The 13850-nt window shown below is 70.0% G+C and carries 9 protein-coding genes; all 9 read left to right on the top strand.

Features of this window, described 5'->3' with window-relative positions; genetic code table 11:
• Positions 1-6: 6 nt before the first annotated feature.
• The gene (locus L0H79_RS07195; RefSeq protein ID WP_301483905.1) at positions 7-2925 is read left to right on the top strand and encodes an aminotransferase class I/II-fold pyridoxal phosphate-dependent enzyme; all 2919 of its coding nucleotides are present in this window, start codon (positions 7-9) and stop codon (positions 2923-2925) included.
• A gap of 137 nt (positions 2926-3062) precedes the next feature.
• Entirely contained in the window at positions 3063-4607 is a 1545-nt protein-coding gene (gene hutH / locus L0H79_RS07190; protein WP_301483904.1) for a histidine ammonia-lyase, read from the top strand.
• Positions 4608-4958: 351 nt separating this feature from the next.
• Positions 4959-6614 carry a urocanate hydratase gene (gene hutU / locus L0H79_RS07185; RefSeq protein WP_301483903.1) on the top strand — a complete coding sequence of 552 codons (1656 nt, stop codon included), beginning with the start codon at positions 4959-4961 and terminating at the stop codon, positions 6612-6614.
• A 46-nt stretch (positions 6615-6660) separates the two neighbouring features.
• The gene (locus L0H79_RS07180; protein WP_301483919.1) at positions 6661-7884 is read left to right on the top strand and encodes an allantoate amidohydrolase; all 1224 of its coding nucleotides are present in this window, start codon (positions 6661-6663) and stop codon (positions 7882-7884) included.
• The gene (locus tag L0H79_RS07175; RefSeq protein ID WP_301483902.1) at positions 7881-9227 is read left to right on the top strand and encodes a formimidoylglutamate deiminase; all 1347 of its coding nucleotides are present in this window, start codon (positions 7881-7883) and stop codon (positions 9225-9227) included. The genes L0H79_RS07180 and L0H79_RS07175 overlap by 4 nt, the downstream gene beginning before the upstream one ends.
• A 56-nt stretch (positions 9228-9283) precedes the next feature.
• On the top strand, positions 9284-10456 hold the full coding sequence (gene hutI, locus L0H79_RS07170) for an imidazolonepropionase (protein WP_301483901.1): 1173 nt from the start codon (positions 9284-9286) through the stop codon (positions 10454-10456).
• Between the two features lie 59 nt (positions 10457-10515).
• Positions 10516-12477 (top strand): acetoacetate--CoA ligase, encoded by a 1962-nt coding sequence (locus L0H79_RS07165; RefSeq protein WP_301483900.1) that lies wholly within the window; start codon positions 10516-10518, stop codon positions 12475-12477.
• Between the two features lie 141 nt (positions 12478-12618).
• Complete coding sequence (locus L0H79_RS07160) at positions 12619-13044, top strand: excisionase family DNA-binding protein (RefSeq protein WP_301483899.1); 426 nt, start codon at positions 12619-12621, stop codon at positions 13042-13044.
• 162 nt (positions 13045-13206) lie between these two features.
• Entirely contained in the window at positions 13207-13728 is a 522-nt protein-coding gene (locus tag L0H79_RS07155) for a PIN domain-containing protein (RefSeq protein ID WP_301483898.1), read from the top strand.
• Positions 13729-13850: the final 122 nt, after the last annotated feature.

Here is a 13850-nt window from a genome sequence, read left to right as displayed (position 1 = left end):
GCTGGGATGGTCTCGATGTCAGCGGGCGTGGACGTGTCGCTGCAGGCGATGGTGACCAGTCCGGCGCAGCGGCGGCTGGACCGCTGGCATGGGCTCGAGACCGCAGCCCAGCAGCTCACCGACACGGCCCAGGCGGGCCTGGACCTCGACGGGTCGGTGGAGGCCTTTGCCGGGCTCCTCGACGAGCTGGAGTCCTACGAACGGTTCTGGCTGTTCCCGGGCCAGGCGACCCTGCAGCGGATTCGCGAGTACCTCGCCCACCGGGACGTCCAGCTGGTGCGTCAGTTCGTCAGCCGTGCCGTGCACCGGATGTCCGAGTTCGGTGACGGCGGCAGCCTGTTCGACCTGGCGCTCCCGTTGGCCCAGCAACCCCCTGACCTGCTCGCCGGTGCCCGACGCTTCGTGACGGTGCTGATCGCCGACGACACTCCCGAGGACGTACCCCAGTCGGTGGCCGAAGAGCTGCGAAGGCTCGAGCTGGACGGCCACGAGCTCGCCTTCGGGCTGCTGGTGGTCGGCAGCGTCGAGGAGGCGCTGGCCGCCGTCGCGCTCAACGACGAGATCCAGGCCTGCATCATCCGCCGCGACCTGACCCTGCGAGCCTCGTCCTGGACGAGCCTGCTCGAGGCGCTGGTCCACTTCGAGCCGGGGTCGGTCGGCGACAGGGCCGGCAACGGCATCCGGTGCGGCCGTTGGATCCGCCAGCTGCGACCGCACCTGGACCTGTACCTGTTGACCGATGAGTCGGTCGCGGCGCGCGACCCGTACACCCAAGGGGTGTTCGCCCGCACCTTCTACCGGCTCAACGAGGAGGCGGAGCTGCGGGCGGCCGTGCTCGCCGGGATTCGCCGCCGCTACGCGACCCCGTTCTTCGACGCGTTGCGTCGGTACGCGGCGGCACCGATCGGGCAGTTCCACGCCCTGCCGGTGGCCAGGGGAGCGAGCATCTTCAACTCCCGATGGCTGCAGGACATGGGCGAGTTCTACGGTCGCAACATCTTCCTGGCCGAGACCTCGTCCACCTCCGGCGGGCTGGACTCGCTGCTCGACCCGCGCGGCACGGTCAAGCAGGCGATGGACAAGGCCGCCATCACCTTCGGTGCCCGCGAGACGTACTTCGTCACGAACGGCACCTCCACCGCGAACAAGGTGGTGTTGCAGGCGCTGACCCGACCCGGCGACATCGTGCTGATCGATCGCAACTGCCACAAGTCACACCACTACGGCCTGATGCTGAGCGGTGCGCGGCCGCTCTACCTGGATGCCTACCCGCTGCAGCGGTATGCCATCTACGGCGGGGTGCCGCTGCGCACGATCAAGCAGACGCTGCTGGAGCTGAAGGCGGCCGGACGACTCGACCAGGTCCGCATGGTGCTGCTGACCAACTGCACGTTCGACGGAATCACCTACAACCCGACCCGCGTGATGGAAGAGGTGCTGGCGATCAAGCCGGACATGTGCTTCCTGTGGGACGAGGCGTGGTATGCCTTCGCCATTGCGGTTCCCTTCGCGCGCGGGCGAACGGCCATGGACGCTGCCGCACGCCTGTCCCTGCGGCTCGGCAGCGACGCCTACCGGGCCGAGTACCAGGCCTGGCGCGCCACCATGGCCGACGTCCCGGAGTCCGACTGGGCCGACCATCGGCTGCTGCCGGACCCGAATGTCGCGCGGGTGCGCGTCTACGCCACGCACTCCACGCACAAGTCCCTGTCCGCGCTGCGGCAGGGCTCGATGATCCACGTCTGGGACCAGGACTTCGACCGGGACGTTCACGAGCAGTTCAGCGAGGCATACCTCACCCACACCTCCACCTCGCCGAACCAGCAGCTCGTCGCGTCCCTGGACCTCGCGCGCCGCCAGGTGGATCTGGAGGGGTACCGGATGGTCCGGAACGCCTACCAGATGGCGCTGGCGTTCCGCTACCGGGTCAAGCACGACCCGCTGCTGCGTCGCTGGTACCGGGTCCTCGACCAGGCCGACCTGGTCCCGGCGCAGTACCGTCCGTCCGGGGCCACCAGCTATCTGCGGCTGGCCGACCCGGACTCGGTGGCGAGCTACCCCGAATGGGACCAGGCCTGGGCCGATGACGAGTTCGTGCTGGACCCCACCCGCGTCACCCTGTACCTGGGCCGGACCGGGATGAGCGGGTTCGAGTTCCGCGAGCGGATCCTCATGGACCGCTTCGGCATCCAGATCAACAAGACCTCGCTCAACAGCGTCTTGTTGATCTTCACCATCGGTGTGACGTGGTCCAGCGTGCAGTACCTGCTCGACGTCCTGCGCCGGATCGCAGTCGCCCTGGCCAAGGCGGTCGAGGGCGCGAGCCACGCCGACCGGGTCCTGATGGGCAAACGGACCAGGGTCCTGACGAGCCAGCTGCCCCCGTTGCCCGACTTCAGCGCCTTCGACCCCGCCTTCCGGCCCTCCATGGCGAGCCCGGAGGGAGATCTCCGCGCGGCGTTCTACGCCGCCTACGACGAGGCCAACCGCGAGTACGTCCCGCTGGCCGACGCGCCCGCGTTGCTGGCCAGGGGCCGCACCCTGGTTTCGGCGACGTTCGTCGTCCCCTACCCGCCCGGGTTCCCCGTCCTCGTCCCGGGTCAAGTCGTCTCCGCGCAGATCCTCACCTTCCTGACCCACCTCGACATCCCCGAGGTGCACGGCTACCGGGCCGAGCTCGGGCTGAGCGTCTTCACCGAGCGGGCCCTGCAACGCTTCGCCGAGGAGCAGGACCGGCCCCGCCAGACGAGCCGATCGCTCCGGCCGGCCACGCGTGGCACCGCCGAGCCGAGCGTCTCGCCCGCCGGTCCGGGCAGCCCCCGACCGGATGGTTCGGACCGGTCCCAGCATCGCTCGGACCTGTCCAGCCGGGTGGCACGCGCCATCGGGGAGGGAGCCTCGGGCGATGTCCCCATCACCGAGTGACCCCCACCTGAGCCCGGTCATGGGGCGGCGACCGGTCCGCTGCGTGTCGAGCGATCCGTGGGGTAGCGGCTGCCCCGGGTTTGGGCAAGACTGTCAGCCTCAACACCCGAACTACGGCGAGGCGGCGAGTCGCAGGTATGAGTAATCCGGTCATCGTGAGCGTCGGACCAGTCACCTTCGAAGACGTCATCGCCGTGGCTCGGCACGACGCCCGGGTCACCCTCAGCGACGAGGCGCTGGCCGGGATCCAGCGCAGCCGTGAGGTGATCGAGGCGTTGGCTGACGACACGGTCCCGCACTACGGGGTGTCGACCGGGTTCGGGGCGTTGGCGACGCGGCACATCCCCGTCGACATGCGAACTGCGTTGCAGCGCTCGCTGATCCGGTCCCATGCCGCGGGGACCGGCCCGGAGGTCGAGCGTGAGGTGGTCCGGGCGCTCATGCTGCTCCGGCTGTCGACGCTCGCGACCGGGCGCACCGGCGTCCGTCTCGAGACGGCGCAGGCGTATGCCGCCGTGCTCAGTGCCGGGGTCACTCCCGTCGTGCGCGAGTTCGGGTCGCTCGGCTGCTCCGGCGACCTGGCACCGCTGGCCCACTGCGCCCTCGCGGTGACGGGCGAGGGCGTCGTGCGCGACGCCGCCGGGACCGAGATGGAGGCGGGTGCTGCTCTGGGAGCAGCCGGCATCGAGCCGGTCGAGCTTCGCGAGAAGGAGGGCCTGGCTCTCATCAACGGGACCGACGGCATGCTCGGCATGCTGATCCTCGCGATCGACGACCTGCGGCACCTGCTCAAGGTGGCCGACATCTCCGCGGCGATGAGCGTCGACGGGCTGATGGGCACCGACAACGTGTTCAAGCCCGACCTGCAGGAGCTGCGCCCGCATCCGGGCCAGGCCGCGTCCGCAGCGAACATCCTTGCCGTGATGGCAGATTCACCGATCCGTGCATCGCACGACACGGCCGACGACACGCGGGTTCAGGATGCGTACTCCTTGCGGTGTGCGCCGCAGGTCAACGGGGCGGCGCGAGACACCGTCGAGCATGCCGCCCGGGTCGCAGCGATCGAGCTGGCGTCGGCGGTCGACAACCCGGTCGTGACGCTCGACGGTCGGGTCGAGTCGAACGGCAACTTCCACGGGGCACCGGTGGCGTACGTGCTGGACTTCCTGGCGATCGTCGCGGCCGACGTCGCCTCGATGGCGGAGCGGCGCACCGACCGGTTCCTCGACAAGGCTCGCAACCATGGGTTGCCGCCGTTCCTGGCCGATGACCCCGGGGTGGACTCGGGTCTGATGATCGCGCAGTACACGCAGGCGGGGATGGTCTCGGAGCTCAAACGGCTCGCGGTGCCTGCCTCGGTCGACTCGATCCCGAGCTCCGCGATGCAGGAGGACCATGTGTCGATGGGGTGGTCGGCGGCGCGCAAGCTGCGCCGCTCGGTCGATGCACTCTCGCGGGTGCTCACGATCGAGCTGTTCACCGCGGCGCGGGGGATCCAGCTGCGGGCGCCGCTGGAGCCGAGCCCTGCCGAGGCCGCGGTGATCGCGGCGTTGGATGCGGTGACGCGCACCGCACCGGGGCCCGACCGGTTCCTCGCCCCGGACATCGACGGGGCGTGGCAGGCGGTCACCGACCGTTCGGTCGTCGCCGCGGCCGAGTCCGTCACCGGCCCCCTCCGCTGACCCATGACCGAGAGTGCAGCATTCCCCATCGAGAGTGCAGCATTCCCCATCGAGAGTGCACAAGTTCGCATCGAGAGTGCACTAGTTCCCATCGAGAGTGCACTAGTTCGCATCGAGAGTGCGGAATCCCGCAATGACCAGGTGCACTCTCGATCAGGACAAGTGCACTCTCGATCAGGACAAGTGCACTCTCGATCGGGAGAAGTGCACTCTCGATCGAGGGGGAGGCTGTCGGGGGGAGGGACCCCTCGCGGGCTCACCCAGCGGCACACGCGAATTCCTGAAGGCCTGATACTGCCCCTGGCAGCAAGCACGAGTCGATGAAACGGCTTGATCGAGAAGGGAACTGAGATGGAAGGTGCACGCCCGGTCCGCGCTCCGCGCGGGACGACGCTGACCGCACGGTCGTGGGCCACGGAGGCCCCGCTGCGGATGCTCATGAACAACCTGGACCCCGAGAACGCGGAGCGGCCGGATGACCTGGTCGTCTACGGCGGCACGGGTCGCGCGGCGCGCAGCTGGTCGGCATACGACGCGATCGTGCGCACGCTGACCACGCTGGCGGACGACGAGACGATGCTGGTCCAGTCCGGCAAGCCGGTCGGGGTGTTCCGGACCCACGAGTGGGCGCCGCGGGTGCTCATCGCGAACTCGAACCTGGTCGGCGACTGGGCCAACTGGCCGGAGTTCCGGCGGTTGGAGCACCTCGGGCTGATCATGTACGGCCAGATGACCGCGGGGTCGTGGATCTACATCGGCACCCAGGGGATCGTGCAGGGCACGTACGAGACGTTCGCCACCATCGCGGACAAGCGGTTCGGCGGAACCCTGGCCGGGACGCTGACGCTCACGGGTGGGTGCGGCGGCATGGGCGGGGCACAGCCGCTCGCGGTGACCCTCAACGAGGGCGCCTGCCTCATCGTCGACGTCGACCCGGAACGGCTGCACCGGCGGGTCGAGCACCGCTACCTCGACGAGGTCGCCGAAAACCTGGACGACGCGGTCGAGAAGGCTCTGCGGGCCAAGCAGGAGCGGCGCGGGTGGAGTGTCGGGGTGGTCGGCAACGCGGCCACGGTCTTCCCGGAGCTGCTGCGCCGGGGGGTGCCGATCGACATCGTCACCGACCAGACCTCGGCACACGACCCGCTGTCCTACCTGCCGGAGGACGTGGACCTGGCCGACTGGCACGAGTTCGCCGAGAAGAAGCCGGAGGAGTTCACCGATCGGGCCCGCGCGTCGATGGCCAAGCAGGTCAAGGCCATGGTCGAGTTCCAGGACGGCGGGGCCGAGGTCTTCGACTACGGCAACTCGATCCGCGACGAGGCACGCCATGGTGGGTACGAGCGGGCGTTCGAGTTCCCGGGGTTCGTGCCGGCCTACATCCGGCCGCTCTTCTGCGAGGGCAAGGGCCCGTTCCGGTGGGCGGCGCTCTCAGGTGACCCGAAGGACATCTACGCGACCGACAAGGCGGTCATGGACTTGTTCCCCGACAACGACCGTCTGCAGAAGTGGATGCGCGGGGCCCGCGAGAAGATCGCCTTCCAGGGCCTGCCCGCCCGCATCTGCTGGCTCGGCTACGGCGAGCGCGACAGGGCGGGGCTGGCGTTCAACGACCTGGTCGCCTCGGGTCAGGTCTCGGCACCGATCGTGATCGGCCGTGACCACCTCGACTGCGGCTCGGTGGCCTCGCCCTACCGGGAGACCGAGGCGATGGCCGACGGGTCCGACGCGATCGCGGACTGGCCGCTGCTGAACGCACTCGTCAACACCTCGTCCGGGGCGTCGTGGGTGTCGATCCACCACGGTGGCGGCGTCGGTATCGGCCGCTCCATCCACGCCGGGCAGGTCTCGCTCGCCGACGGCACGCCGCTGGCCGCCGAGAAGCTCGCGCGAGTGCTGACCAACGACCCGGGCATGGGTGTGATCCGTCACGTCGACGCCGGATACGACATCGCCGACCGGGTCGCCCGCGAGCGCGGCGTCCGCATCCCCATGCAGGAAGGCTGAACCTGTGGGGCTGCCCTCTGCCGCCGTGATCGGCGAGTTCGACCGGATGTGGGACGACCTGCATCCGGTCGGACGGGTCGCGTCCACCGGTGGCTACCGACGCTTCGCACTGACCGGCGAGGACCACACCCTGCATGAGTGGTTCGCCGAGCAGAGCGTCCGCCGGGGACTCGACCTGACGAGCGACCGGATGGGCAACCAGTGGGCCTGGTGGGGCAACCCCGACGAGGCGCCTGGACAGGGCGTCGTGATCGGCTCTCACCTGGACTCGGTCCCCGACGGCGGCGCCTACGACGGCCCGCTCGGGGTGGTGTCCGCCTTCGCGGTGATCGATGCCCTGCGGGAGCAGGGATTCGCGCCCGACCGCCCGCTGGGCGTGGTGAACTTCGTCGACGAGGAGGGTGCCCGCTTCGGGGTTGCCTGCGCGGGATCGCGGGTGATCACCGGGGCCCTCGATGCCGACCGTGCTCGGGGCCTCGCCGATGTCGACGGCGTCACCATGGCCGAGGCGTTGCGGGCCGCCGGGCGCGACCCGCACGAGATCGGTCGGGACGACGAGACGCTGAGGCGGGTCGGTTGCTTCGTCGAGCTGCACGTCGAGCAGGGCCGGGCCCTGGCCGACCTCGACCCGGAGACCTCCGCCGTGGCGATCGGCACGAACATCTGGCCGCACGGCCGCTGGCGGATCGACCTGCCGGGGATGGCCAACCATGCCGGGACAACCCGCCTCGAGGACCGTCAGGACGCCACCCTGCTGGCCGCCGAGCTGGTTCTCGCGGCCCGGGCGGAGGCACAACGCCACGCGACGGTCGCCACGGTCGGCAAGCTGCGTCTGGAACCGGGGGGTGTCAACGCGATCGCCTCGCACGCCACCGTGTGGCTCGACAGCCGCGGTCCCGTCGAGGCCGACGTACGGGCCACCGTGGCCGCCCTGTCGGACGAGACGGCACAACGTGGCGGAACGATCGTCGAGGAGTCCTGGACGCCCACCACCGCGTTCGATGCAGGTCTAGTGTCCCAACTCCGTCAGGTGCTCGGCGACGAGGTGCCGTTGCTGGGAACCGGCGCCGGACATGACGCCGGGATCCTTGCTACCGCAGGAGTCCCCACCGCGATGCTGTTCGTCCGCAACCCTACGGGCGTGTCCCATTCCCCGGAGGAGTTCGCCGAGCAGGACGACTGCCACCGCGGCGTGGCGGCGCTCACCAAGGTCGTGCAGGATCTCGCGGCCGGCGCGGGTTCCTCGCCTGACCAGGCTGGACCGTCGTGACGGCCTACTGGGCCGCGAACGCGCTGTTGCCCGGCGGGCCTGCCGAGTCCGTGCGGTTCGAGGTGTCCGAGGGCCGGTTCACGCAGGTGACAGCGAGCGGGAGCCGCGAGGGAGCGACGCGGCTGCCGGGGGTCGTCGTGCCCGGCTTCGCCAACTGCCACAGCCACGCCTTCCACCGGGCCCTGCGTGGCCGCACCCACCACGGGGGCGGGACCTTCTGGACCTGGCGCGAGGTCATGTATGCCGTCGCCGCGCGCCTCGAGCCCGACTCCTACCTGGCCCTGGCCCGCGCCACCTACGCCGAGATGGCGCTCGCCGGCATCACCGCGGTCGGCGAGTTCCACTACGTTCACCACGCGCCGGACGGCACACCCTACGCGGACCCGAACGCGATGGGCGAGGCTCTCCGGCAGGCAGCCACAGAGGCCGGTGTGCGCCTCACGCTGCTCGACACCTGTTATGTATCAGGCGGACTCGGCGGTGATGGGCACCTGCAGATGTCACCGGAGCAGCAGCGGTTCAGCGACGGCGACGCCGACGGCTGGGCTCGCCGCTGGCAGGAGCTGAAGGGCGACGAGAACACCGTCGTCGGCGCCGCGATCCACTCGGTGCGGGCGGTACCCCGCAACCAGATCCCCACGGTCGTCCAGACGGTGGGTGGGGCGCCGCTGCATGTGCACCTGTCCGAGCAGCCTGCCGAGAACGAGACCTGCCGACAGGTCTACGGCTGCACGCCCACCGAGCTGTTGCACGATGCCGGGGCCCTGGGCCAGCACGCCACTGCGGTGCACGCCACCCACCTGAGCACGGGTGACATCGGGCTGCTCGGCGGCACCCACACGAGCTGCTGCTTCTGCCCCACCACCGAACGCGACCTCGCCGACGGCATCGGCCCGGCCCGCGCCCTGCTCGACGCCGGCAGCCCGCTCAGCCTGGGCTCCGACCAGCACGCCGTCATCGACCTCATGGAGGAGGCCCGCGCCCTCGAGATGCACGAACGGCTCTCGACCCTGCAACGGGGCCGGTTCGACCATGCCCAGCTGCTCGCGGCCGCCACCGACCACGCCGGCATCGGCTGGCCGGATGCCGGTCGGCTCGAGGCCGGCGCGCGCGCTGACCTGGTCGCGATCCGTGCCGACTCGCCGCGCACCGCGGGCGCGCAGCCCGACCAGATCCTGTATGCCGCGTCCGCTCCCGACGTGCACACGGTCGTCAAGGACGGTGCGGTGATCGTCGAGGATGGACGGCATCGGCTCGGCGACGTGGGCAGGCTGGTCGCCGAGGCCATTGCCACGCTGACCCTCGCAGATGTCCCGAGGGGCACCGGCTCCTCCGGTCCGTAGGCCTGGGGGACAAGGGAAGTAGTCGTGCACTGTGCCGCAGTAGACCAGGAGGACACATGACATCCACCGCTGTCACCGGGATCAGCGAGCTCGTGACCAACGACCCCGCGCGCGAACGTGGTCTGCTCGGGGTCGTGCAGGACGCCGCTGTCGTCGTCGACGAGGGCAGGATCGCCTGGATCGGCCCCGAGACGGACGTACCCGACGCCGACGGGCGGCTCGAACTGAACCGGCAGACGATGATGCCGGGCTTCGTCGACAGCCATTCGCACCTCGTGTTCGCCGGCGACCGCAGTGCCGAGTTCGTCGCCCGGATGACCGGGACCCCATACGACGGCGGCGGCATCGCGGTGACCCGGGAGGCGACCTGCGCGGCAGACGACGAGCAGCTGCGCGCCCTCGTCGCCGCGCGCGTTGCCGAGATGAACGCACTCGGCACGACGACGGTGGAGATCAAGAGCGGGTACGGCCTCACGGTCGAGCAGGAGGCCAGGGCACTGCGGATCGCCGCCGAGTTCACCACCGAGACAACGTATCTGGGCGCGCACGTGGTGCCGCTGGAGTACCACGACGACCGAGCGGCATACGTCGAGCTGTGCGCGGGCGAGATGCTCGAGGCCTGCGCTCCGCACGCCCGCTGGATCGATGCCTTCTGCGAACCGAACAGCCAGTACGCCTTCACCGAGGACGAGGCGCGGCACATCCTGACGGCGGGGAAGGACCGCGGCCTGCTGGTGCGCGTGCACGGCAACCAGCTCGGTCCCGGCCCGGGCGTGCAGGTCGCCGTGGACCTCGGCGCGGCCAGCGTCGACCACTGCACGTACCTGTCCGACTCCGACGTGGAGGCGCTCGCCGGCTCGGGAACGGTGGCGACCCTCCTTCCGGGAGTGGAGTTCTCCACCCACTCGCCCTATCCGGACGCCAGCCGCCTGATCGCCGCCGGGGTCGCGGTGGCGCTGGCCAGCGACTGCAACCCAGGCACCTGCTACTCCAGCTCGATGCCGCTCATGGTGGCTCTTGCCGTCCGTGAGATGAACATGTCGCCGGAGGAGGCGGTGTATGCGGCGACGGCCGGCTCCGCCCGGGCGTTGCGTCGAGACGACATCGGGACGGTGCGACTCGGCACCTCGGCTCGCGACCTCGCCGTGCTGGACGCGCCCTCCTACCGTCACCTGGCCTACCGACCCGGGATGCCGATCGCGCACCGCCTGCCGGGTACCGTCCTGTGAGCGTGCGCAGATCTGAAGCGTCCTGTTAGATCTGCACGAGTGTGGAGCAAGGAACAGACATGGTCGAACCGCTGTGGACGCCGAGCCACCACCACCTGCACGACAGCGCGCTCGCGCGCTTCCAGCGGCATGTTGCGCGGCGGCATACCGTCCCGGCGGAGGGTTTCGACGGGTTGTGGCGGTGGTCAACGAGCGAGCTCGAGAGCTTCTGGGGTGAGGTCTGGGACTGGTTCGACCTACCGGCGCGGCCCGAAGGTGCCAGCGTTCTCGAGGGCGAGGACATGCCGGGCGGATACCACTGGTTCCCGGGCGTCACGCTCAACTATGCGGGCTTCGTTCTCGCGCAGGGTGACCCAGACGACGAGGCGGTCATCGGGACGACCGAGGCAGGGCACCGTCGCGCCCTCAGCCGGCACGAGCTGCGCGAGCAGGTGCTCGGTTTCGCCGCGACGCTGCGGCGGCTCGGCGTCGAAGAAGGGGACCGCGTCGTCGGCTACCTGCCCAACATCCCCGAGGCGGTCGTCGCGTTCCTGGGCACGGCGGCGATCGGCGCGACGTGGAGCGCGGTCGGGCAGGACTACGCCCCGGACGCGGTCGTGCACAGGTTCGCCCAGCTCGAGCCGCGCGTGCTCGTCGCCGCGGACGGCTACCACTGGGCCGGACGGCGGGTGGACCGGCTGCCCGGGGTCGCCGAGCTCGCGCACGGCCTACCGACTCTCGAGCACACGATCGTCGTGTCGCACCTCGGCGCGGATGCCCCCACCGGAGCGATCGCCTGGGCCGACGCCGTCGCCGTACGCGACGAGCAAGCGCCGCTCGAGCCGATGCCGGTGCCCTTCGAGCACCCGCTGTGGGTGCTCTACTCGTCGGGGACGACCGGCCTGCCCAAGGGGATGGTGCACGGGCACGGCGGCATCCTGCTGGAGATGCTCAAGCTGCTGTCGCTGCACATCGACATCGGCGCCGGCGACCGGTTCTTCTGGTACACCTCGCCCAGCTGGGTCATGTGGAACATCCAGGCGTCGGCGCTGGCGGTCGGGGCGAGCATCGTGTGCCACGACGGGTCGCCGGTGCACCCGAGCCCGGCCCGGCTGTGGGAGGTCGTCGCCGACGAGCGGGTCACCTTCCTCGGCATCTCCCCGGGCTACCTGCAGGCCTGCCAGAACGCAGCCGTGCGCCCGCGCGAGCAGTGCGACCTGTCCCACCTGCGCGGCATGGGCTCGACCGGGTCCCCGCTCGCACCACACCTGCACCACTGGGCGCTCGATGCGGTCGGCCCGGTCCCGCTGTGGTCGGTCTCCGGCGGCACGGATGTCGGCAGCGGCTTCGCGCTCGGCGCCCCGACCGTGCCGATCTGGCCGGGCGAGATCTCGGTCCCGGCGCTCGGGGTCGCTCTGGACGCATGGGACGACGACGGCCGCCCGGTGCGCGGGATCGTCGGCGAGATGGTCATCACTGCGCCGATGCCGAGCATGCCGTTGCACTTCTGGAACGACCCCGGCCTCGGGCGGTACCGCGACGCCTACTTCACCGTCTATCCCGGCGTGTGGCGGCACGGGGACTGGATCACCATCACCGAGCGCGGCTCTGTCGTCATCCACGGCCGGTCCGACTCGACCCTCAACCGGCACGGGGTGCGGATGGGCAGCGCCGACATCTACTCCGCGGTCGAGACGATCCCCGAGGTGACCGAGGCCCTCGTCATCGGCGCCGAGCAGCAGGACGCCTCGTACTGGATGCCGCTGTTCGTCGTCCTGCAAGATGGCCGTGTCCTCGACGAGGACCTGGTCGCCCGGATCAAGTCGGCGATCCGCGAGAAGGCATCCCCGCGGCACGTGCCCGACGAGGTGCGCCAGATCCGTGCGGTCCCGCACACCCGCACCGGCAAGAAGCTCGAGGTCCCGGTCAAACGGATCCTGCAGGGCCTGCCGATCGGAAAGGCGGCCAACCCCGACACGATCGACGACCCGTCGTTGCTGGACGACTTCGCGGCGATCCGTCGGGAGCGCTACCCCACCTGAGCGCGGGAGGAGGTGAGCGGCATACACACCCACTCCGCCGCCAGTTTTCGATTGCGCTTATATGTGGAAGCACCTACAGTTGTAGGCGTAGCCCAGTTTCGCGAGTGATGGACCCGCGGCCGACCATGGAGAGTGACACCGATGGCCACGCGTCTGGCTGATGGCAGCCGCCTGATGATCTCGCAGCGAGAAGCCGAGCTGGCGAGCCAAGTCGTGCGTGAGCTTGATGGGCCTGCGGGAGAGCTGATCATCGAGCGCGAGGGGAAGCGTATCGACGCACTCCCTGCTGAGGTGGGTCGCCTCCTTCAAGAAGTGTTGACAGCTCTCGCGAGGGGAGGCACCGTGACGATCGGGTCCCTGCCGCGGGAGCTGACCACAACGACCGCCGCTGCTGTTCTGTCGATCTCGCGGCCAACCCTGATGACGCTGATCAAGAACGGCACGATCCCAGCCCACAAGGCTGGCAGTCACACACGGCTCTATGCCGAAGATGTCTTGACGGCCAGGGCTGCCCGGCGAGCACGGGAGCGGGCTGCGTTCGCCCGACTGCGTGATCTCGACGACTGACCGCCTCCGGTGGCCCCGCCGGCCTCCCCTCGGTAGGGTCACCACGCATGGGGGAGTTGGGCCCGCACAAGGTCTTCGTCGACTCGAACATCCTGTACTCGCGTACGCTGCGGGACTGGATCGGCCTGCTCCACACGATGGGGAGCTCCCCCGCCGTCCGTCGTGTACTGGTCCGAGGGCGTGGTCGCCGACACGATCCATCACCTGCGCAAGCAGCATCCCTGCTGGGACGGCAAGAAGACGTCGAACATACGCGATCTGATCGCGAGCACCTTCGAGGTCGGTCGCGTAGCAGACTATGTCGTCGACGGGACCTATCCGGGGCCGGATCCGCATGACGCCCACGTCCATGCCGCAGCCGTCGCCTGCCACGCGGACATCCTCTTGACGGGCGACATCGATGACTTCCCGGAATGCGAGGCCTACGAGGTGATGTTCCCCGACGAGTTCCTGGTGCTCGTCGATGACTCGATGCCCGACGTGGTTTGGGAAGCGACCCACAACCAAGCCAGCTACCGGGTTGCCCGCTGCGGCGAGTGCGACCTTCCGGCGAGGCTGCGCGCGGCCGGGGCGCCACGGTTCGCGGAGCGGGTTCGAGTGCACCCTTGGTCAGGTCCGCCCCGGGGGAGCCTCACCAAGCGAAGCCCCCCGAGGGCTCGCGAGGGTGAGGGCGCGAGGAGGTGAGCGGCATACAACCGTGCTCGTATGCCGCTCAGCCCGGTCGCCCTCGCACCTGAAGCACCCCGGGGGGCTCGTCAACGAGTTCTCCGGCCACGCTCGCCGGCGCCGGGAAAACGGGAGGCGCG

This window comes from Intrasporangium sp. (genome assembly GCF_030452765.1).
Classification (GTDB): domain Bacteria; phylum Actinomycetota; class Actinomycetes; order Actinomycetales; family Dermatophilaceae; genus Intrasporangium_A.
This window is presented reverse-complemented; position numbering and strand designations above follow the sequence as displayed.